This window comes from Tenacibaculum sp. DPLXC6 (assembly GCF_056815515.1).
This window is the reverse complement of sequence record NZ_CP141806.1, coordinates 2,590,791-2,611,943: the sequence shown is the minus strand read 5'-3', so window position 1 is coordinate 2,611,943 and position 21,153 is coordinate 2,590,791. Positions and strand designations below refer to the sequence as shown.

Here is a 21,153-nt window from a genome sequence, read left to right as displayed (position 1 = left end):
GCTTATCTAAGAAAAACCACACTGAAAATTTTGAAGAAAAAACAATTAAAATATGACATTGCCTATTTAAAAATGGCAAATGAATGGGGACAACTTTCTCACTGTATTCGTAAAAAAGTAGGAGCCTTAATTGTTAAAGATCGAATGATTATTTCTGATGGTTATAATGGTACTCCTTCTGGTTTTGAAAATTATTGTGAAGATGAAGAAGGATACACCAAATGGTATGTACTACATGCCGAAGCCAATGCTATTTTAAAAGTAGCTTCTTCCACACAATCGTGTAAAGGTGCTACTTTATATATTACTCTTTCTCCTTGCCAGCAATGTAGTAAATTAATACATCAAGCAGGAATAAAACGTGTAGTATACGCCCAAGCATACAAAGATCGATCTGGATTGGATTTTTTAGAAAAAGCAGGTGTTGAACTGACGTATTTACCTTATGAACAAGAATAATCTACCTATATATTTATCTATTGCTGTAATTTTCGGTATTCTTATCGGAACCTTTTTTAGCAACGGGAATTCAAGTAACCTTATTGGAAAAAGCTCATCAAGCGAACGTAAAATAAAACGCTTGATAGACTATATTCAAAGTGATTATGTTGATGATGTAAATACTGATGAATTACTAGATGGAGCGATTGCCGAAATGCTAGGTAAATTAGATCCACATTCAGTATATATTCCAAAGGAAAACTTACAACTGGTTACTGAAAACATGCAAGGTAACTTTGTTGGTATTGGTGTTCAATTTAGGATGATTGGTGATACCATAACAGTTATTGAACCTATTAAAGGCGGACCAAGTATTGAGGCTGGTATTAAAGCAGGTGACAGAATTTTGCTTGCAGATAAAGATACGCTGTACGGAAAAAAATTACAAACTTCCCAAATAATGAAAGCTTTAAAAGGGAAGCCAAACACCAAAGTAAACTTACAGGTTTACAGGAAAACCAACGATAGTATTTTTGACATTACTATTAATCGAGGTAAGGTAAATATTAAAAGTGTTGATGTTGCTTATATGCTAAACGATAGTATTGGTTATATAAAGTTAGATCGTTTTGCTCGTAACACTTATATTGAGTTTAAGTCTTCTCTAAACAAACTACTAACCAAAGGAATGACAGATTTAGTTCTAGATCTTCGTGGAAATGGTGGTGGCTTTATTGATATTGCTAATGATATTGTTGATGAGTTTTTGGAGGATGAAAAGCTGATTGTATTTACAAAAAATAATAAAGGTGATATTGTAGAATCTTTCGCTACTGATAAAGGAGATTTTGAAAATGGCGGATTGTATGTTCTGATTGACGAAAATTCTGCTTCTGCTTCTGAAATTGTGGCTGGTGCTTTACAGGATAACGATAAAGGTATTATTATTGGCCGTCGTTCTTTTGGAAAAGGATTGGTGCAACAAGAAATGGATTTAGGAGATGGTTCTGCGGTGCGATTAACTACTGCTAGGTATTACACTCCAACAGGGCGATCTATTCAAAAACCTTATAAAAAAGACACAGATTCAGAAGAATACAGTCACGATTTTGAACTTCGATTAGAAAATGGGGAGTTATTTACCAAGGATAGTATTAAAACTGTTGATAGCTTAAAATACACAACTCCTAAAGGAAAAGTAGTATATGGTGGTGGTGGAATTATTCCTGATTATTTTGTAGCAGTAGACACCTCAGCATATATTCCTACAATATTCTTCCGTCCTTTAAATGATTTTGCTTTTTCGTATGTGGACGATAATCGTAAAAAATTGGCTTCACTAACTGTTGAAGATTTTATTAGCAATTTTGATGAAGACAATAAAGTTTCTAACAAATTCTTAGCAGAACTTAAAGACTTCAGACTTTCTGAAAGAACAAAAAATCAGCTTCGTATTAACTTAAAAGTATTGATAGCTCGTGAACTTTTTAGCGATGAAGGTTTATATAAAGTAGACCAACAAGATGATAAAATGTTACAAAAAGTGTTTGAGTTAGAGCAAAAACAAAATGAATAAAAGTATACTTAAACTCATCGGGGGTATTACTTCAATAATATTGACTTATGAATTCTTTAGTTTTATTATAGAGAACTTCATCCATGGATGGAATACCCCTAACTAAAATCTCTTTTTAACCTAAATTTTAGTTTTAGCATTACTTTGTTATATACATAATAGTAAATTTGTACTACATGTAAATTAATAAAGAGTACGCTACAACGAATGAAAAAATCTGCGAACACAAGAGCAACTATTTTACAACAAGCTTTTGAACTTATTTATAAAAAAGGATATCAATCTACCAGCATCGATGAAATAATAGCTACTACTAAAGTTACAAAAGGTGCTTTTTATTATCATTTCAAGAATAAAAAGCAAATGGGAATTGCTGTTATTAAAGAGATAATACAACCAAAAACCATTGACTTATCTATTTGCTCTCTTTCTTCTTCTCCTAGTTTATGCGATTCTCTATACGTAATGATTGAAGAATTACTTTTACACAACTCTTTTCTTACTATAGAATATGGTTGCCCTCTAGCCAACTTAACTCAAGAAATGTCTCCATTAGACAATGACTTTAAACAGGCTCTTAACGAAGTAAAATCGCTATGGACAGATGCTATTTCTAGTTCTATAATCAAAGAACAACAAAATAACACCTTAAACCCAAGTATTAACGCTGAAGAAGTTGCTGATTTTATTATAGCTAGCTATTGGGGAGCTAGAGCTTTAGGAAAATTAAGCAATAAGACAGATACTTATACCCATCATTTAAAGCAATTAAAACTTTACTTAACTGGTTTAAAATAATATTAGACTTAAAAAACATACTAGTTAGTATGTTTTTATTTTATATTTGCTTTTTTCGAAAAAAATAAGCAATGCAAATACATAATAACCATAGTCCTTCTGTACTCAACAGAAAAGAAGTTCAACAATTTAAAAAACTCTTAATTACTTCTAAATTAAAAGAAACTTATGCTAAGTTTTTATATAAAACTGGCATTAAGTCTAAACTAGATTTTGACATTAACACTATTGGAATTCCAGACTCTAAACTATCTAAACTAGCTTTAGAAGAGGCAAATGAGTTATGTAACCCGATACTTTTATACCATTCTTATAGAACCTTTTTTTGGTCGGCCGGAATTGCTCTTTCAGAAAAATTACATTACGATAAAGAATTACTTTTTGTATCATCAATGCTGCATGATATTGGTTTGACTGATTCTCACAACCATGTATGTAGTCAACAATGTTTTGCTAATTATGGCGGTTCTTATGCTGATGATTTTGTAAAGAAAAATGACACTGAAAATAAAGCTACTATTATTAAAACGGCTATTGATATGCACTTATATCCTTCAGTAGACAAAAAGAAGTTTGGTAACGAAGCTTATTTACTATCAAAAGGGGCAGCTATGGATGTGATTGGTTCACACTGTTTCCAAGTTCCCACTCCTTTTATTAAAGAAGTTCATAAAACTTATCATAGAAATGGTTTCAAAAAGGATATAATAGAAACTATGGAAACACTGAATCATAAAGAAAATACCAGAGCTGATATTTTGTACAAAATGGGGTTTGCCTCTATGGCTTCAAAAAACATTTTAGATTCTAAAAAGTTTAGTTCTTAGGTTTAAACTTCGCTTCCCTCTTACTCTTATACACTTCTTCAATGGTTGGGTTTTGAGGGCAGCTTTTAACCTGTTCAAACTCATCTCCAGCTTTTACAAAACCTGTTTGTAGTATTTTAAAATAGACTCCTGGTAAATTTTGTTGCCAAAACTGTTTTACAATTTTCATATCATTGAAACGCACACCAAGTTTCATGCATGGTTGACGCGGCTTCGTTACTTCAATAATAACTTCTCCCACTTTAAAAGTATCTCCCACGTGCAATTGACTTTCCTCTAAATCCGAAACAGTCAAGTTTTCACCAAACATTCCAAGTTCCCAATCTAAATTTGGATATAACTCTTTCCAATATGCATAATGTTTCTCTGAATAAGCATACACTGCTTGGTCTATTCCTCCATGATACTTTCTATCACAAATAGCATCATCTTTTACTTTTTCTACATCTAAAAAAATAGGAGTTTCAACAGGAAACTTAAAAATACCTGTCGTTACAGTTTTTCCTTTCCAATCAATTTCTTTTCTTTCTCCAATGTTAGTAGCTACAATCTTCATTTTATTTTTTTTATTCAATTAAGAAATCTTCTAATACATCCGCTATTTTTCTATTGTCTGATAGCTGTGGGATTTTATTCTGACCTCCGAACTTCCCTATGGATTTCATATACTCGTGGAAACCTCCTTTTTTCACTTTTCTAATGATTAGAGGACGTAAAATTTTACCTTCAATTAAATCGAAGTAATATACATTTTGCTCTTGCATAGAAGCATCAATTTTAGATGCTAACTCATCCAAATTCTCTGGTTCATTTTCAAACTCAATAAACCACTCATGATATGGTAATCCACTTTCAGGGTTTACTTGAGGAGCAACTGTAAACTCACTCACATTAACCTCTGTTCCTTTTATAGCGTCGTTTAATGCTTTTTCAACCTCTTTACCTATTACATGCTCCCCAAAAGCAGAAATAAAGTGTTTTATACGTCCTGTTACTTTTATTCTGTAAGGCTTTAACGAAGTAAATTCAACAGTATCACCAATATTATACCCCCATAAACCAGCAGAAGTGTTTAAGATAATAACATAGTTTACTCCTAACTGAACGTCTTTTAACGATATTCTTGTTGGGTTCTCATCAAAAAATTCATTTGCTGGAATAAATTCATAAAACATTCCTGAATTTAATTGTAGCAACATACCTTTTTCAGTTTGCGAATCTTGATATGCAATAAATCCTTCGGATGCAGGGTATAACTCTACATAGTCTATTTTTTTTCCTATCAACGCTTCAAACTTATTCTTGTATGGTTCAAAGTTTACTCCACCATACACAAAGAAATTAAAGTTAGGGAAGAGTTCGGAAACATTCTTACCTGTTTTCTCCTTCAAACGTTCAAAATACATTTGTACCCACGACGGAATTCCGCTTATCACCGTCATATTCTCTGGTAATGTTTCCTCAACTACTTTATCTACTTTTGTATCCCAATCTTCAATACAGTTGGTTTCCCAACTCGGTAAACGGTTTTTTAAGAGGTAATTTGGAACATAATGTGCTGCTATTCCACTTAAACGTCCTAATTTTACTCCGTTTTTATCTTCCAAAACTGGACTTCCTTGTAAAAAAATCATCTTCCCATCAACAAAACTAGCATCGTTTGTTTCTGTTATATAAAACAACAAAGCATTTCGAGCTGCTTTAATGTGTGTTGGCATGGATTCTTTACTTATAGGAATGTATTTTGCTCCTGAAGTTGTTCCTGAAGTTTTAGCAAAATACAATGGTTTTCCTTTCCATAAAACATTTTCTTCTCCTGCTACAACTCTATCTACATAATGACGTAAACCTTCATAATCGTTAATTGGAACTCTTTTTTTAAAATCTTCATAATTATTGATTGATATAAAATCGTGATCTTTCCCAAATGCTGTTTTACACCCTTCAGTAACCAAATATTCAAAAACTTTTTCTTGAGTTTTGTGTGGGTTGTTTGCCCATTTATATACTTGTTTACGAACAATTTTCGCAAATGGAATTGCTAGTATTGATTTTATGCTCATTCTCTTTTTTCTTTTTTACTGAAAATCTATATAGTTTGTTGGATTTACTGGAAACCCGTTATTCCACAACTCAAAATGTAAATGAGGGCCAGTGGTTAGTTCTCCTGTAGAACCTACGCTTGCGATTGCTTCTCCCGATTTTACAACATCTCCTTGTTGTTTTAATAAGGTTCCGTTATGCTTATAAACTGAAATAAACTCGTTAGAATGTTGTATGGTTATTACATATCCTGTTTCTGCTGTCCATTCTGCTAAAATAACCGTACCATCTGCTACTGCTTTTACTGGTGTACCTGTTTTTGCTACAATATCAATAGCATAATGTTTATCATTAACATCAAATGGTTGCGAAATGCTTCCTGTTAATGGGGAAAAGAATACATTTTTAACTCTATTTGCTCCTCCATTATACAAAGGAAATAAGTCTTTACTCTCAACTTTTTCTCTAAACAAAGAATCCTCCTTTGATGCTTGTAATTTACTTTCATCAAAAGCTATCGTTTTCATTTCTTTTGTTATAGAATCTATTTTTTCCGGCTCTATTTCTCCTGTTAAAACAGGTTTTAAAGCTTTAGTATAACCTTCAAGAACTGATAACCTAGTTTTTAGCGAATCTGTCTCATATGTTAATCGAGTGGCTTTCTTTTTTAAAGCTGTTGAAGAATATCCTGGTATATATTCTCGTATACCTGTAAATGCAATTAACAAAGTAGTAAGTACAATAAGAAGTATAGAAAACACTCCTCCAAATACAAAAACGTTTAATCGTGATAATTTTAAAGAAAACCGTTCTTGAAACGTATCTTCATTTATAATTACTAAGCGATATTTATCCGTAAGTTTTTGTTTAAGCTTTCGCTTTTTTATTTTTTTTGCCACGTTTTATACTTGTTTGGATTTCAAATATACAACGAAAAAACGGCGAAACTATTTTTTATAAAAATTCATCTCATCTATATACTTCCACACCTTATCAGACAACAAAGGTTTGCAGTTTTTTCCTTCATTTATAGCATTGCGAATCATGGTTGAAGATATTTGTACAATGGGAGCTTCTACTCTATGAATTTTTTTGTGATCTTTAAATTGATTCTCTACCACGCCGTTTGAAACTCTGGGGTAAACATAAATATCATAATCTTCTAAAATAACTTCATAGTTCTTCCATTTGTGTAAACTTTTCAGATTGTCTTCTCCCATAATTAAGCTAAACTTATAATTAGGAAATTTCTCTGAAATATGAACTAACGTATTTATCGTATAGTTTGGTTGCGGTAGCTTAAACTCAATATCCGATGGTTGAATTTTCTCATATTCCTCAGTTGCTAAATACACCATTTCTAAACGATGATGATTATCTAGCAAAGAACTTTTCTTTTTAAAAGGGTTATGAGGCGTCACTACCATCCAGATTTCATCTAAATCTGAGTTTTCAACTAGGTGATTGGCTATAATTAAGTGCCCAATATGAATTGGATTAAAAGTTCCGAAGTATAATCCGATGTTTTTCATATTAATAGATACTAGACTTATTCTTTATCCGTTTTTCACTTCCTTTTCTATTCCTAAAAAATCATCTACTAAATCTTCTGCCTCTTGTAAAGCTACAGGTAAATCGTAGTTTTTGATGATTTTATCAAATTGTGGTGCTGTTGCTAACTCTACTGATGCTTTAGCAATACGCATGTTAATTTTATCTTCGCTTTCAGTACTTCTTTTCTTTAAACGAATTTTCAATTCATCAACACTAGGTGGTTTTACAAAAACGGCTAAGGTTTCTTCAGGAAATTTCTTCTTAATACGTAAACCTCCAACTACATCAATATCAAAAATTACATGTTTTCCTTGTGACCAAATTCGTTCAACTTCAGTTTTTAACGTTCCATAAAAATTATCTCTATAAACCTCTTCCCACTCTAAAAACTCATCGTTTTTTATTTTTTGCTTGAACTCTTTTGCTGATATAAAATAATAATCTTTTCCATCTACTTCTTCTCCTCTTGGTGCTCTAGATGTAGCAGAGATAGAAAACTCTAAATTAAAACGTTCTTGTGCCAACAAATGGCGTACAATAGTGGTTTTACCTGAACCTGATGGTGCTGAAAACACAAATAATTTCCCTTTAAACTCTTTCGACATTCTTATAAAACGTTTAAAATTTGCTCTTTTATTTTTTCTAACTCGTCTTTCATTTGGATGACTAATTTTTGCATTGGTGCAAAATTAGCTTTTGATCCTGTTGTATTGATTTCTCTTCCAATTTCCTGTACAATAAACCCTAATTTTTTTCCATTAGAATCTTGAGTAGCTAATTGTTGTAAGAAATATTCTAAGTGATTAGCTAAACGAACTTTTTCTTCGTTAATATCTAACTTTTCTAAATAGTAGATTAATTCTTGTTCAAAACGATTTTCATCAACCTCAACTTTTAAATCAGTCAACGCTTTTTGTAAACGCTCCTTAACATGCTCAATTCTATCACCGTCTAACTTTTTTACCTCTTCTAAAGCTGTTTGAATATTTAATATTCTTATTTTAAAGTCTTCTTCTAACGATTTTGCTTCGTCAGTTCTATATTGGATAATTTCTTTTAAAGCTTCATCAATATGGGCTTCAATTTGCTTCCATTCTTCTTCATCTAACTCTTCACGTTCAGTTTTTAATGCGTCTGGCATTCTAACAGCCATTTTCATCAACTCAACATCATCAGAAGTTCCTACTTGAGTTACATTTCTTAATTGTTGCATGTACTCTCGTACCACACCTGTATTTACAGTAGTTGAAGTTTCATCTGCAGTCATTTCTACATAAATAGAAAAATCTACTTTACCTCGTACTAAATTGCTTGCTAGTTTTTTTCGAACACTTAGCTCCTTTTCTCTGTAATATGAAGGAATTCTTGTATTTAAATCTAAATTTTTACTGTTTAAAGATTTAATTTCGATTGTTACTTTTTTAGAGGGTAAATGTAGTACGGATTTACCGTAACCCGTCATTGACTGTATCATAACTTCGGTTTAATAATCCGCAAAGATACGTTTATTTATTGGGAGTTTCTGTTGGGCGTTTAGTTACTAAAAACACTCCTAAAAAGATTAATAGTGCTGCCCCTATTTTAACCATATCTAGATGATCGCTTCCTACTATTAATGCATAAATAGCCGCTACTACAGGTTGCAAATACATAAAAACACTTACTGTAGTTGGTTTAAGTTTTGATAATGCAAATAAGTTAAACAAGTACGTAATACAAGTTGTAAATAATACCACAAAACCTGCTTTTAAGAAAATTGATATTGGCATTGTTTGCCATTGTACTTCTAACAATTCAAAAAAGCCAAAAGGAAGTACCATTATTAACCCGAAAAGATATAACCACTTTACAAAAACAATTGGATTATACTTTGCTATTAGTTTTTTGGTAACAACTAAATACATACCATACGATGCTGCATTAATAAATACTAAAAAATTTCCTAAAACCATGTTAGTTGCATCACCTTTAAGTGGGTTTCCATAAGCTATTAAAATTATAGCTCCTACCATACCAACAACAACACCTACAATTTTTCTTAAAATAAGTTTCTCTTTTAAAAGAATACTCGCAAAAATTAGCACTAAAATAGGCGTAGTTACCATCATTACCGATGCATTGATTGGTGTAGTATAACTTAGTCCTTTAAAAAAGGTTAGCATGTTAAAAGCAATTCCAAAAAAAGCAGCCATTGCCACTCTTTTATAATCTTCTTTTTCAATAGACGGTGCTTTTACAAAAAGTCCTAATAACCAAAAAATTATAGCAGCTCCCCCAACACGAAGTAATATAAAACCAAAAGGTTGAATATACCCTTCCATTACTTCTTTGGCTACTGTAAATGTAACTCCGTAGATAAGTGTCGCAATAGATGCCGCAGTAAGTGCTAACGCTCTTTGGTTCATTTTTATGGTTTTAAAAACAGGTGCAAAGATGATGATAATTTTATTCTTTTTTACTACTATTTTATCCTACACTCTTCTTTAAATACCTACTTATATAAATTAAAAAAGCACTGCAAATGCAGTGCTTTTCCCTTTGGTTGATTAACTTTTGATTAGTCCACTAAAGGTGGTATTCTTAATACTTGTCCTGGATAAATTTTATCAGGATGAGTAAGCATTGGTTTGTTTGCTTCAAAAATTACTGGGTACTTCATAGCATCACCATAAAATTCTTTTGCAATTTTACTTAATGAATCTCCACTTACTACTGTATGGAACTGAGCCATAGCAGCTTCTTCGATAACCTCAACCTCTTTAACTGTCATGTTATCTTCTACAGAAGCAATACCTTCTGTATTTCCTACTACTAAAACTACTTTTTCTTTAGTAGCTAAATCTTCTGCTACTCCTGCTACTGTAGCTTTATCATCATCTACATTAATAGCTAAATTTTCAACAGAAAGCTCCAGTTTATTTACAGCATCTACTAATTTTGCAGCTTTATCAGCAGCTTCTTCTTCAGTTGTTTTTCCGATACCGAAAACTTTTGCTCCGGCATTTTTAATAAATGAAAAAATTCCCATTCTCTTTTTTGATTTTTGTTAATATTCTTTTTACTATCTGACTAATATACAATTTTTATACCAGCTTTTTTATTCTACAATAATTTTAAAAGAGTCTTTTTAAAACTAAAAAAGCACCCAAATTTGGGTGCTTATTCTATTATGTTTATTGTCTACTCTTTACTAAAAGAATTCCAACCTTGTGCTTTTAACTCAATTTCCTGATTAGCACGTGTTACCAAATTCATTCCTTCGTTTTCCTCGGTAATATGACCAATAACTGTTAAGTTAGGATTTCCCTTTATTTTATCATAATCATCTATAGAAACCGTAAATAATAACTCATAATCTTCTCCACCACTTAAAGCTATCATCGTACTATCCATATTAAACTCTTCAGAAGTAGAAATTACTTGAGGGTCTAATGGCAACTTGTCTTCATAAATCTTACATCCTGTTTTACTCTGTGTACAGATATGCATAATTTCAGAAGATAATCCATCAGAAATATCAATCATAGAAGTCGGTTTTACTTCTAACTCCTCCAATAACTTAGGAATATCTTTACGCGCCTCTGGCTTTAACTGACGTTCTATTATATAGGTATATTTATCTAAGTCTGGTTGATTTTGAGGGTTTACTTGGAAAACTTGCTTTTCACGCTCCAATACTTGTAAACCTAAATACGCACCTCCTAAATCTCCCGAAACAACAATTAAATCAGTAGCCTTAGCTCCATTTCTATATACAATATCTTCTTTGTTCGCTTTACCAATAGCTGTAACAGAAATTAAAATTCCTTTTGTTGAAGATGTAGTATCTCCTCCAACTAAATCTACTTTATATGTATCACACGCTAATTGTATTCCTGCATATAATTCTTCTATAGCTTCTAATGGAAAACGATTAGAAACTGCTATTGACACTGTAATTTGTTCTGCATCAGCATTCATAGCATATACATCTGATAAATTGACCATTACCGCTTTGTATCCTAAATGCTTCAAAGGCATATAACTCAAATCGAAATGTACACCTTCTACTAATAAATCAGTAGTTATTACAGTTTCTTTATCTGACGCACTAATTACAGCTGCATCGTCTCCCACACCTTTAACTGTTGAAGAATGATACATTTTAAAATGCTTTGTTAAATGGTTAATTAACCCAAACTCTCCAAGCTCAGCTAACGAAGTTCTTTCTTGATTTTTATCTTCTAACATGCTGCAAAGATAACGACTAACTAACAAAAAGAACTATTTTGCTTAAGGTAATCTATACAAAATAAAAATAGGGTTTTGCAGTTTTTGTATGTTATATAAATAGTTAATTACTTAATTTAGTGTTTTTAAACCCCGATTTATGAAAAACTTTAAAATTCTATTTGTTTTAGCTGGAATGTTGTTTTTAACATCATGTTCTTCTTCTTCAAATGAAGATCCTGTAAAGGATCAGGATAACGACGGTATTGTGGATACTCAAGACAACTGTCCAGCAACCGCAAATCCAAACCAAGAAGACGCAGATGGTGATGGCATTGGTGATGTATGTGATGATAATACCCCTACTAATAAAAAACCTTGTGAAAATGGAATGGCAGATGGTTTTCCTTGTAATGGTTACGACCTCCTATTAAATATCCCTGTAAACACGTTTAATGCAGCAGAAGTAAATGATAGCTGGGGATGGACAGACCCAACAAGTAATAAAGAATACGCTATTGTAGGTTTAGATAATGGAACTGCTTTTATTGACATAACTGACACTGAAAACCCAGTATATTTAGGCAAACTTCCTACTCCTACTATTAGCAGTGATTGGAGAGATGTGAAAGTATATAATAATCATGCGTTTATCGTTGCCGACAATAACCAAGGAGATACTGGACATGGCATGCAAGTGTTTGATTTAACTAGATTAAGAAACGTTACCAATCCTCCCAACACATTTACAGCAGATACACATTTTACCGATTTTGGAAAAGCGCACAATATTGTAATTAATGAAGATACTGGTTATGCATATCCTGTAGGTACTGATAGAACTGGAACGTATAAAGGAGGCCCTTTATTCATCAATATCCAAGACCCTAAAAACCCTGTAAGTGAAGGCGGTTGGGGAACTGATAATTATAGTCACGATGCTCAGGTAATTACTTATAATGGACCTGACACCGATTATACTGGTAAAGAAATTTTGATAGGAAGTAATGAAAATGAAGTTGTAATTGTTAACATTACCGATAAATCAAACCCTGTAACTATTTCTAAAATTTCATATGCAAATGTAGGATACACCCATCAAGGTTGGTTTACTCAAAATCAACAATATTTTATCTTAGGAGATGAGTTAGATGAACAAAAGTTTGGTAACAATACAAGAACAATTATTTTTGATTTTTCCGATTTAGATAATCCTAAACAACATTTTACTTATAATGGACCTACCAAAGCAATCGACCATAATTTATACGTGAGTGGAACTACTCTTTATTTAGCTAATTATACTTCGGGTATTCGTTTTATTGATATTTCAAACATTGAAAGTAAAAGTATTACTGAAGTAGCTTATTTTGATACCCATCCAGAAAATGACAATGCTAATTTTAATGGAGCTTGGAATGTATACCCTTTCTTTAAAAGTGGTAAAATTGTTGTAAGTGATATTAACAGAGGTTTATTTATTCTTAAAAAACAATAAATGCTCAAGCAACTTTCAGTATTACTTTTCGTATTAACCATTATTTGTAGTTGTAGCAAAGATGATGGCATACATTTTAATTCCTCATCAAAAGCCCCTGAAGTTAGCTTAATTAAAACTCTTGGAGGTTCTGTAAACGAAAGTGGCAGAAGTGTAATAAGTACTTCCGATGGCGGTTATATTGTCGCTGGATATACTCAGAGCATTGATGGAGATATAGAAACCACCCAAAATACAATTCAATATGATTTTTGGGTTTTAAAATTCAATGTAAGCGATAACCTTCAATGGCAAAAGACTTACGGAGGTTCAAAAGACGACAAAGCATTTAAAATTATTCAAACAAATGATAATGGCTTTGCTATTGTTGGCTACGGAAAAAGTGATGACGGAGACGTAGATTCAAACGAAGGGTTTGATGATGTTTGGATTTTAAAACTAGATAGCAATGGTACAATAGTTTGGAGAAAAACTATTGGTTTCTCTGGAGCTGATCAAGGTTTTTCAATCATTCAAACTTCTGATGGAGGCTATTTTATCGGGAGTATTCTAGACGTAACAGCATCTGGAGGTTTAGGAAATTCAAAACAAGCAGCAAAGCATGCTGGGGGTGACTACTGGGGGATTAAGCTTAATCCTAGTGGAGATATTGAATGGAGAAAATATTTTGGAGGAACAAACACTGATACTTGCTACGATGTAGCAGAAGCTACTAACGGCTATCTATTAATTGGCTCTTCTGACAGCAATGATGTAGACATAAAAAACAACAAAGGCTCTTACGACTTTTGGATTGTTAAAACTGACAAAAGCGGAAATTTACTTTGGGAAAAATCTTTTGGTGGTACAGAAATTGATGAAGCTAGAGCAATAACAAAAACTAATGATGGGAACTTTATTATTGTTGGGGATACACGTAGCTCTGATAAAGATATTTCCCAAAACAATGGTGGTGCTGATTTATGGGTAATCAAAATAACAAGTCAAGGTGAATTACTTTGGCAAAGAAGTTATGGAGGTTCTAGTTTTGATGTTGGTCGATCAATTAAAAAAACATTAAACGGAGATTTTTTAATATCTGGAAGTTCTAGAAGTGCTGACAACAGCTTTATCAATAAAGGTCAAAATGACGCATTAATTATGAAAATTGATTCAAATGGAGACCTTCTATGGCAAACAACAGTTGGAGGTACAGAAATAGATTTTTGTTACGATGCTGTTGAATTAACAAACGGAAATATTATTGCTGTGGGTGAAAGCAGTAGTAATAATCAAGATATAACAACAAACAAAGGTTTTTCAGACCTATTAATTATCAAACTAAAATAATAAATGAAATATTTTTTAACTTTCTTTCTTAGTGCATTACTTTTTTCTTGTAGCTCAGATAATGATGAGTCTATCAAAGAAGTTTCAGTAAAACTAAAATTTAGTCAAAACTGGGATGGAACTGTAATTGAAAAATCTGATTTAGAGAACACCGAGTTCACCAACAAAACAGGAAGTAAACTTTCTATAAGCAGACTACGCTATTTAATATCACGCATTAGTCTTGTTAATGGAGCAGGAGACACAACCAAATTTGATAGTTATAAATTAATAGATGTAAGTAAACCAGACAGTATAACCTATGCTCTTTCTAAAAAAGTATCAGAAGGAAGTTATAAGCTACTTTTTACTTTCGGTTTCAATAATGATGATAATAAAAGCGGAGTATATCCAGACCTAAACTCTGCTGATTGGAATGTACCAGATATGATGGGTGGAGGATATCACTTCATGCAACTAGATGGTAAATACAAAGACACTTTAGGGGTAGAAAATCCGTACAATTTTCACGCTGTAAGAGCTTACGACAAAGAAAAAGACTCTATCCTAGATACTTCTTTTGGAGTTGAAACTGGTTCTATTCTCTTAAAAAGCAATGCTACTATAGAAGTTAAAATGAATGTAGCAGGGTGGTTTAAAAGTCCTAATGACTGGAATTTAAACGACAAAAGCATTAATTTAATGCCTGATTTTGAAGCTCAGAAAGAAATATCAGAGAACGGTAAAAGCGGTGTATTTAGTTTAGGAGCTATTTCTCAATAAAAATAAAATGACACAAAAAAGTATATATCTTTCTTTATTGCTACTCCTTTTAATCAGTTGTTCTTCAAAAGGAGAAGAAGAAAGTATATACACTCCTGTTCCCGCTAGTTTAGAAATCCCTGAATTATTTCAACAAAAATTAATCGCTCCTGTTATTCCAACTAACAACCCTTTAACAGAAGAAGGCATAACACTTGGTAAAAAACTTTTTTTTGATCCAATTTTATCTAGAGACAACACACAATCTTGCGCTAGTTGTCACAATCCAAAAAATGCTTTTACAGATGACGCTCGTTTTAGTGAAGGGATTGACGGTAAATTTGGAACACGAAACTCAATGCCGCTATTTAATTTAGCTTGGAACTTTGACGAACGTTTTATGTGGGATGGAAAAGAACTCAGTATAGAGCGTCAAGCATTCTCACCTGTTCGTAATCCAATTGAAATGCATAGCGATTGGAAAAATGTAGCTAAAAAATTACTAGAACACGCTGAATACCCCACACTTTTTCAACAAGCTTTTGGAACATCTAAAATAGATTCAACCTTAGTTACCAAAGCAATTGCTCAGTTTGAAAGAACCTTAATTTCAGGAAACTCAAAGTTTGATCAATACCTTTTAAGCAAAGTAGAACTAACACCTGAAGAACAAAATGGATTTAATGTGTTTATGGATGAAACCAGAGGAGACTGTTTTCATTGCCATGGGAGTGATAACAATCCTTTATGGACAGACAATAACTTCCATAACAACGGTTTAGACGAAACTTTTGCCGACTTAGGTTTAGGTGCTGTTACTGGTGACCCTAACGATAATGGAAAATTTAGGAGTCCATCCTTACGAAACTTAAAATTCACAGCACCATATATGCACGATGGACGATTTGCTACTTTAGAAGAGGTAATTAACCACTACTCTGAAGGATTAAAAATATCTTCTACAATCGATCCTCTAATGAAAAAAGCGAATCAGGGAGGAGTACAACTTTCAGATAAAGATAAAGCAGACTTAAAAGCTTTTCTTTTGAGTCTTTCTGATGCTAATTTTGTAAACAATCCTGATTTCCAACAATAATCTTCTAACAATCAGTTAGTAGAATTATAGTATAGACAATTTTTATCGCTTAATAACTATATTCATTTCAAAAAATGATATAAATCATATTTTGTCATTATCTTTGCAGTCACTTAGATTTAATCTATTTAAACGATGATAAAAGTTTCAGACACAGCAAAAAAGAAAGTCATTGAACTAATGACTGATGACGGATTTGATACTACAACCGACTTTGTTCGTGTTGGAGTGAAAAGTGGCGGTTGTTCAGGATTATCATACGACTTAACTTTTGACAAAACCCAACAAGAAAACGATAAGGTTTTTGAAGATAACGATGTAAAAATTGTTGTTGACAAAAAGAGTTTTTTATACTTAGTTGGAACAACTTTAGAATATTCTGGAGGTTTAAATGGTAAAGGATTTGTATTTAACAATCCTAATGCTAACAGAACTTGTGGTTGCGGAGAGAGTTTCTCTCTATAAGCCTATACATCACAAAAAGAATACAAAAAACTGATGAGTAAATACACCGAGGACGATTTAAGAGAAGAATTAAAAACCAAAGAGTACGAATATGGTTTTTATACTGATATTGAAAGTGAAAAGTTTCCTAATGGGATAAACGAGGATATCGTTCGTGCCATTTCTAAAAAGAAAAATGAGCCAGAATGGATGACTGAATGGCGTTTAGAAGCTTTTAGAATTTGGGAACAAATGGAAGAACCAGAGTGGGCTAATGTTACCTATAAAAAACCGAGTTTTCAAGATATTTCTTATTACTCAGCACCTAAAAAGAAACCTAAATTAAACAGTTTAGATGAGGTAGACCCTGATTTGTTGGCTACTTTTGAAAAGTTAGGAATTTCTTTAGAAGAACAAAAAAGATTAGCTAATGTAGCAGTTGATATTGTAATGGATTCTGTTTCTGTAGCTACTACTTTTAAAGAAACGTTAGCTGAAAAAGGAATTATTTTCATGCCTATTTCTGAAGCGATTCAAGAGCATCCAGAATTAGTGAAAAAATATATAGGTTCTGTTGTACCTCCAACAGACAACTTTTATGCCGCATTAAACTCAGCAGTATTTTCTGACGGATCTTTCTGTTACATTCCAAAAGGAGTTCGTTGTCCAATGGAATTATCTACTTACTTCCGTATCAACGAAGGAGGAACTGGTCAATTCGAACGTACCTTAGTTGTTGCTGATGAAAGCAGTTATGTTTCTTATTTAGAAGGATGTACTGCTCCGCAACGTGACGAAAACCAATTACACGCAGCAGTAGTAGAACTAATTGCTTTAGACGATGCTGAAATAAAATATTCAACAGTTCAAAACTGGTTCCCTGGTGATTCAGAAGGAAAAGGTGGAGTTTTTAACTTTGTAACCAAAAGAGGTTTATGTGAAACCAACGCTAAGATTTCTTGGACACAAGTTGAAACAGGTTCAGCAATTACGTGGAAATACCCTAGTTGTATTCTTAAAGGAAATAATTCAGTAGGTGAATTTTATTCAATTGCAGTAACTAACAACCATCAACAAGCCGATACTGGTACCAAGATGATTCACTTAGGAAAGAATACTAAGTCAACCATTATTTCTAAAGGAATTTCAGCAGGTAAATCACAAAATAGTTACCGTGGTTTAGTACAAGTAAACACTAGAGCTGAAAATGCTCGTAACTTCTCTCAATGTGATTCTTTATTAATGGGTAATGAGTGTGGTGCACATACTTTCCCTTATATCGAAGCTAAAAATAAATCAGCTCAAATAGAACACGAAGCTACTACAAGTAAAATTGGTGAAGACCAATTATTCTATTGTAATCAACGTGGTATTGATACTGAAAAAGCTATTGCATTAATTGTAAACGGATTTAGTAAAGAAGTACTAAACAAGTTACCAATGGAATTTGCTGTAGAAGCACAAAAACTACTAGAAATTAGTTTAGAAGGAAGTGTAGGCTAACCAAAACCGCAATAAAATGAAAAAAATATTTTTATTAGCTCTTATAACTATTGTTACATTTAGTTGTAAAAATGCTAAAAAAGAACAAACCACAGAAGAAAAAACAGTTGAAAAGCCTCAAGTAAAACTTCATGTTTTAGATGGTGGTTCAATTTTAGTTAACAAACTTGAAGTTTTTTCTCAAGATACAACATACACAGGGCAGTCTAAACAATTTTCAGATGCTTACTATGTAATATCTCATCCTAAAGGAAATTTAATGTGGGATGCTGGTTTACCTGAAACCTTAATTGTAGACGAACCTTTTACAGAGCCTTCTGGTACTTTTACTTTACAACGTAAAGATTCATTAAAAAACCAGTTAAAATCTATAGGATTAACTATTAACGATTTTAAATACTTTGCACTATCTCATCCTCATTTCGATCATACTGGTCATGCAAATTACTTTAAAAATGCAACGTGGTTGGTTCAAGGGAATGAATATGATTTTATAACTAATGACTCTGCAAAAGTTAAAGACCCTGACACCTATAACTCTATTAAGGAATTAAAGAATGTTGAAAAAATTAATGGTGATTATGATGTTTTTGGAGATGGTACAGTAGTTATCAAATATATGCCAGGTCATACAATTGGTCATCAAGCTTTATATATTGAAGCTGGTTTGGAAAAACCAATTTTATTAACAGGTGATTTATATCACTTTGAAGAAAATAGAGAAACTAAAGGTGTTCCTTCATTTAATTACAATGTTGAACAAACTCTAGAAAGCATGAAAAAATTTGAAGCTTTCGCTAAAGAAAAGAATGCTGAGGTGATTATTCAACACTCACCAAAAGATTTCAAAAAATTACAAAATCTATTAAAAAAGTAACTATACAGTAATGTTAAAAATAGAAAACTTACACGCACAGGTAGAAGATAAAGATATTCTTAAAGGAATTAACTTAGAAGTAAAAGCAGGAGAGGTTCATGCGATTATGGGACCAAACGGTGCAGGTAAAAGTACCTTATCATCTGTAATTGCTGGTAATGAAACTTATGAAGTAACTTCTGGTTCTATTGAGTTAGAAGGTGAAGATATTAGCGAATTAGCTCCTGAAGAAAGAGCTCATGCTGGTGTATTCTTATCTTTTCAATATCCAGTAGAAATACCTGGTGTTACTGTTACAAACTTTATTAAAACAGCAATTAACGAATCACGTAAAGCTCAAGGTTTAGAAGAAATGCCTGCTAAAGATATGCTTAAGAAGATTCGTGAAAAATCAGAATTATTAGAAATCGATCGTAAATTCTTATCTCGTTCTTTAAACGAAGGATTTTCTGGTGGAGAGAAAAAACGTAATGAGATTTTTCAAATGGCAATGTTAGAACCTAAATTAGCTATTTTAGATGAAACTGATTCTGGTTTAGATATCGATGCTTTACGTATTGTTGCTAATGGAGTTAATAAATTAAAATCTAAAGATAACGCTGTAGTAGTTATTACTCACTATCAACGTTTATTAGATTATATCGTTCCTGATTATGTACATGTTTTACACGATGGAAAAATCGTTAAAACTGGTGACGCTTCTCTTGCTTTAGAGCTAGAAGAAAAAGGATACGATTGGATTAAAGAAGAGGCTAATAGTTAGAAAAGTTGAAAAGTAAAAAGTGAAAAGTTGCCTATAAAACAAGCTTCTTTTCAGCTTTACAAACTTTTATACTTTATAAACTTTACAACTAAAAACAATGGAGTTGAGAGAAAAAATATTATCATCATACGTAGCTTTTGAAGACAGTGTAAACATCAATTCAGATTTACACGAAATAAGAACAAAAGCACTACAAAATTTTGAAAAACTAGGCTTTCCTACTAAAAAGTTAGAAGCTTGGAAATACACTTCTTTAAATTCAATTTTAAAAGAAGATTATAGTATATTTCCTGATAGAGATGCTTCTGTAGAGTTTGCTGATGTGAAAAAGTATTTCATTCACGAGATAGACAGCTATAAAATAGTTTTTGTAGATGGAAAATACAGCTCTTTTTTATCAACTACTACCCATGATGGAAAAGATGTTTGTTTATTATCTGCTGCTTTTTCAAAAGAAAAGTACAAACCTGTTGTTGAAAAATACTTTAACAAAATAGCAAAACAAGATAATTTAACATCATTAAATACTGCATTTGCTACTGAGGGTGCTTTTATTCACATTCCAAAAAATGTTGAAGTTGAAAAACCTATTCAAATAATTAACTTTACTACCGGTAAAGAACATGCAACTATGTTACAACCACGTAACTTAATTGTAGTTGAACAAAATGCACATGTTCAAATTATTGAACGCCACCAAAATCTTAATAACAATGCTGTTTTAACAAATGCTGTAACTGAAATTTATACAGATACACATGCTACAGTAGATTATTATAAGATTCAAAACGACAATAATGATGCTTCTTTAGTTGACAATACATATATTGAACAACAAAAAGAAAGTACTTGTTCTGTACATACATTTTCTTTTGGTGGAAATATTACTAGAAACAACTTAAACTTCTACCAAAAAGGAGAACATATAAACTCTATTTTAAAAGGAATTACTATTATTGAAGGAAAACAACATGTTGACCATCATACATTAGTGAATCATATAGAGCCTAACTGTGAAAGCCACCAAGATTACAAAGGTATTTATGCTGATCGTTCTACTGGTGTATTTAACGGTAAAGTTATTGTTGAAAAAGAGGCCCAAAAAACTAATGCTTACCAGCAAAACAATAATGTTTTAATTAGTGATAAAGCAACGATAAATGCAAAACCTCAATTAGAAATTTTTGCTGACGACGTAAAATGTTCTCATGGTTGTACTATCGGTCAATTAGATGATCAAGCATTATTTTATATGCAACAAAGAGGTATTCCTAAAAAGGAAGCAAAAGCGCTATTAATGTATGCCTTTGCTAATACTGTTTTAGAAAGTGTTAAAATACCAGAGGTTAAAAAAAGAATTACCAAATTAATTGCCAACAAATTAGGTGTTAACATTGGTTTTGAACTATAAAACAAATAAAAAGGCATTATTAACATAATGCCTTTTTAATTCT

At 32.1% G+C, this 21,153-nt stretch carries 22 protein-coding genes; 13 read left to right on the top strand and 9 right to left on the bottom strand.

Annotation, left to right across the window (positions count from 1 at the left end; all coding sequences use genetic code 11):
- Positions 1 to 27: 27 nt before the first annotated feature.
- From VCM48_RS11785 to VCM48_RS11770, 4 genes are all read left to right on the top strand, one after another.
- Complete coding sequence (locus VCM48_RS11785; protein WP_047789925.1) at positions 28 to 459, top strand: deoxycytidylate deaminase; 432 nt, start codon at positions 28 to 30, stop codon at positions 457 to 459.
- Positions 446 to 2,017: a S41 family peptidase gene (locus VCM48_RS11780; protein ID WP_482270640.1), complete on the top strand. Its 1,572-nt coding sequence runs from the start codon at positions 446 to 448 to the stop codon at positions 2,015 to 2,017. The genes VCM48_RS11785 and VCM48_RS11780 overlap by 14 nt, the downstream gene beginning before the upstream one ends.
- A gap of 207 nt (positions 2,018 to 2,224) precedes the next feature.
- Positions 2,225 to 2,815 carry a TetR/AcrR family transcriptional regulator gene (locus VCM48_RS11775; protein WP_482270639.1) on the top strand — a complete coding sequence of 197 codons (591 nt, stop codon included), beginning with the start codon at positions 2,225 to 2,227 and terminating at the stop codon, positions 2,813 to 2,815.
- 71 nt (positions 2,816 to 2,886) lie between these two features.
- On the top strand, positions 2,887 to 3,642 hold the full coding sequence (locus VCM48_RS11770) for an HD domain-containing protein (protein ID WP_482270638.1): 756 nt from the start codon (positions 2,887 to 2,889) through the stop codon (positions 3,640 to 3,642).
- Here the strand turns inward: VCM48_RS11770 and VCM48_RS11765 are convergent.
- The 9 genes from VCM48_RS11765 to thiL all read right to left on the bottom strand — a co-directional run bounded on the left by VCM48_RS11765 (position 3,632) and on the right by thiL (position 11,469).
- A complete protein-coding gene (locus VCM48_RS11765; protein ID WP_120186534.1) occupies positions 3,632 to 4,198 on the bottom strand; it encodes an MOSC domain-containing protein in 567 nt (188 codons plus the stop codon). The two genes, VCM48_RS11770 and VCM48_RS11765, sit on opposite strands and share 11 nt — an antisense overlap.
- 10 nt (positions 4,199 to 4,208) lie before the next feature.
- Positions 4,209 to 5,705, bottom strand: coding sequence for a GH3 auxin-responsive promoter family protein (locus VCM48_RS11760; protein ID WP_482270637.1), 1,497 nt, complete (start codon positions 5,703 to 5,705; stop codon positions 4,209 to 4,211).
- Between the two features lie 15 nt (positions 5,706 to 5,720).
- Positions 5,721 to 6,584, bottom strand: a complete 864-nt coding sequence (locus tag VCM48_RS11755; RefSeq protein WP_440120634.1) for a M23 family metallopeptidase — start codon at positions 6,582 to 6,584, stop codon at positions 5,721 to 5,723.
- A gap of 48 nt (positions 6,585 to 6,632) precedes the next feature.
- Positions 6,633 to 7,217, bottom strand: coding sequence for a nicotinate (nicotinamide) nucleotide adenylyltransferase (gene nadD, locus VCM48_RS11750; RefSeq protein WP_482270636.1), 585 nt, complete (start codon positions 7,215 to 7,217; stop codon positions 6,633 to 6,635).
- A gap of 24 nt (positions 7,218 to 7,241) precedes the next feature.
- The gene (gmk, locus tag VCM48_RS11745; RefSeq protein ID WP_482270635.1) at positions 7,242 to 7,844 is read right to left on the bottom strand and encodes a guanylate kinase; all 603 of its coding nucleotides are present in this window, start codon (positions 7,842 to 7,844) and stop codon (positions 7,242 to 7,244) included.
- A 2-nt stretch (positions 7,845 to 7,846) separates the two neighbouring features.
- Entirely contained in the window at positions 7,847 to 8,713 is an 867-nt protein-coding gene (locus VCM48_RS11740; protein WP_482270634.1) for a YicC/YloC family endoribonuclease, read from the bottom strand.
- Positions 8,714 to 8,744: 31 nt separating this feature from the next.
- Positions 8,745 to 9,644 carry a DMT family transporter gene (locus VCM48_RS11735; protein WP_482270633.1) on the bottom strand — a complete coding sequence of 300 codons (900 nt, stop codon included), beginning with the start codon at positions 9,642 to 9,644 and terminating at the stop codon, positions 8,745 to 8,747.
- A 152-nt stretch (positions 9,645 to 9,796) separates the two neighbouring features.
- Positions 9,797 to 10,267, bottom strand: coding sequence for a peptidoglycan-binding protein LysM (gene lysM / locus VCM48_RS11730; protein WP_099214664.1), 471 nt, complete (start codon positions 10,265 to 10,267; stop codon positions 9,797 to 9,799).
- Between the two features lie 152 nt (positions 10,268 to 10,419).
- Positions 10,420 to 11,469 (bottom strand): thiamine-phosphate kinase, encoded by a 1,050-nt coding sequence (gene thiL, locus VCM48_RS11725; protein ID WP_440120627.1) that lies wholly within the window; start codon positions 11,467 to 11,469, stop codon positions 10,420 to 10,422.
- Positions 11,470 to 11,608: 139 nt separating this feature from the next.
- Here thiL and VCM48_RS11720 point away from each other — a divergent pair, with 139 nt between their 5' ends.
- The 9 genes from VCM48_RS11720 to sufD all read left to right on the top strand — a co-directional run bounded on the left by VCM48_RS11720 (position 11,609) and on the right by sufD (position 21,110).
- Entirely contained in the window at positions 11,609 to 12,946 is a 1,338-nt protein-coding gene (locus VCM48_RS11720; protein ID WP_482270632.1) for a choice-of-anchor B family protein, read from the top strand.
- The gene (locus VCM48_RS11715; RefSeq protein ID WP_482270631.1) at positions 12,947 to 14,275 is read left to right on the top strand and encodes a hypothetical protein; all 1,329 of its coding nucleotides are present in this window, start codon (positions 12,947 to 12,949) and stop codon (positions 14,273 to 14,275) included.
- 3 nt (positions 14,276 to 14,278) lie between these two features.
- A complete protein-coding gene (locus VCM48_RS11710) occupies positions 14,279 to 15,037 on the top strand; it encodes an MbnP family protein (protein WP_482270630.1) in 759 nt (252 codons plus the stop codon).
- A gap of 7 nt (positions 15,038 to 15,044) precedes the next feature.
- Positions 15,045 to 16,112, top strand: coding sequence for a cytochrome-c peroxidase (locus tag VCM48_RS11705; protein WP_482270629.1), 1,068 nt, complete (start codon positions 15,045 to 15,047; stop codon positions 16,110 to 16,112).
- Between the two features lie 135 nt (positions 16,113 to 16,247).
- Positions 16,248 to 16,577 (top strand): HesB/IscA family protein, encoded by a 330-nt coding sequence (locus tag VCM48_RS11700; protein ID WP_099214669.1) that lies wholly within the window; start codon positions 16,248 to 16,250, stop codon positions 16,575 to 16,577.
- Positions 16,578 to 16,610: 33 nt separating this feature from the next.
- Entirely contained in the window at positions 16,611 to 18,059 is a 1,449-nt protein-coding gene (gene sufB / locus VCM48_RS11695) for a Fe-S cluster assembly protein SufB (RefSeq protein WP_274640902.1), read from the top strand.
- 16 nt (positions 18,060 to 18,075) lie between these two features.
- Positions 18,076 to 18,936: an N-acyl homoserine lactonase family protein gene (locus VCM48_RS11690; protein ID WP_274640901.1), complete on the top strand. Its 861-nt coding sequence runs from the start codon at positions 18,076 to 18,078 to the stop codon at positions 18,934 to 18,936.
- A gap of 10 nt (positions 18,937 to 18,946) precedes the next feature.
- Positions 18,947 to 19,699: a Fe-S cluster assembly ATPase SufC gene (gene sufC / locus VCM48_RS11685; RefSeq protein WP_274640900.1), complete on the top strand. Its 753-nt coding sequence runs from the start codon at positions 18,947 to 18,949 to the stop codon at positions 19,697 to 19,699.
- Positions 19,700 to 19,796: 97 nt separating this feature from the next.
- Positions 19,797 to 21,110: a Fe-S cluster assembly protein SufD gene (gene sufD, locus VCM48_RS11680; RefSeq protein WP_415269417.1), complete on the top strand. Its 1,314-nt coding sequence runs from the start codon at positions 19,797 to 19,799 to the stop codon at positions 21,108 to 21,110.
- Positions 21,111 to 21,153 lie beyond the last annotated feature (43 nt).

Bases quoted from the DNA above. Each gene is read 5' to 3' on its own strand.
- VCM48_RS11780 (WP_482270640.1), top strand. From the start codon at position 446: ATGAACAAGAATAATCTACCTATATATTTATCTATTGCTGTAATTTTC.
- VCM48_RS11775 (WP_482270639.1), top strand. From the start codon at position 2,225: ATGAAAAAATCTGCGAACACAAGAGCAACTATTTTACAACAAGCTTTT.
- VCM48_RS11770 (WP_482270638.1), top strand. From the start codon at position 2,887: ATGCAAATACATAATAACCATAGTCCTTCTGTACTCAACAGAAAAGAA.
- VCM48_RS11765 (WP_120186534.1), bottom strand. From the start codon at position 4,198: ATGAAGATTGTAGCTACTAACATTGGAGAAAGAAAAGAAATTGATTGG.
- VCM48_RS11760 (WP_482270637.1), bottom strand. From the start codon at position 5,705: ATGAGCATAAAATCAATACTAGCAATTCCATTTGCGAAAATTGTTCGT.
- nadD (WP_482270636.1), bottom strand. From the start codon at position 7,217: ATGAAAAACATCGGATTATACTTCGGAACTTTTAATCCAATTCATATT.
- gmk (WP_482270635.1), bottom strand. From the start codon at position 7,844: ATGTCGAAAGAGTTTAAAGGGAAATTATTTGTGTTTTCAGCACCATCA.
- VCM48_RS11740 (WP_482270634.1), bottom strand. From the start codon at position 8,713: ATGATACAGTCAATGACGGGTTACGGTAAATCCGTACTACATTTACCC.
- VCM48_RS11735 (WP_482270633.1), bottom strand. From the start codon at position 9,644: ATGAACCAAAGAGCGTTAGCACTTACTGCGGCATCTATTGCGACACTT.
- lysM (WP_099214664.1), bottom strand. From the start codon at position 10,267: ATGGGAATTTTTTCATTTATTAAAAATGCCGGAGCAAAAGTTTTCGGT.
- thiL (WP_440120627.1), bottom strand. From the start codon at position 11,469: ATGTTAGAAGATAAAAATCAAGAAAGAACTTCGTTAGCTGAGCTTGGA.
- VCM48_RS11720 (WP_482270632.1), top strand. From the start codon at position 11,609: ATGAAAAACTTTAAAATTCTATTTGTTTTAGCTGGAATGTTGTTTTTA.
- VCM48_RS11715 (WP_482270631.1), top strand. From the start codon at position 12,947: ATGCTCAAGCAACTTTCAGTATTACTTTTCGTATTAACCATTATTTGT.
- VCM48_RS11710 (WP_482270630.1), top strand. From the start codon at position 14,279: ATGAAATATTTTTTAACTTTCTTTCTTAGTGCATTACTTTTTTCTTGT.
- VCM48_RS11705 (WP_482270629.1), top strand. From the start codon at position 15,045: ATGACACAAAAAAGTATATATCTTTCTTTATTGCTACTCCTTTTAATC.
- VCM48_RS11700 (WP_099214669.1), top strand. From the start codon at position 16,248: ATGATAAAAGTTTCAGACACAGCAAAAAAGAAAGTCATTGAACTAATG.
- sufB (WP_274640902.1), top strand. From the start codon at position 16,611: ATGAGTAAATACACCGAGGACGATTTAAGAGAAGAATTAAAAACCAAA.
- VCM48_RS11690 (WP_274640901.1), top strand. From the start codon at position 18,076: ATGAAAAAAATATTTTTATTAGCTCTTATAACTATTGTTACATTTAGT.
- sufC (WP_274640900.1), top strand. From the start codon at position 18,947: ATGTTAAAAATAGAAAACTTACACGCACAGGTAGAAGATAAAGATATT.
- sufD (WP_415269417.1), top strand. From the start codon at position 19,797: ATGGAGTTGAGAGAAAAAATATTATCATCATACGTAGCTTTTGAAGAC.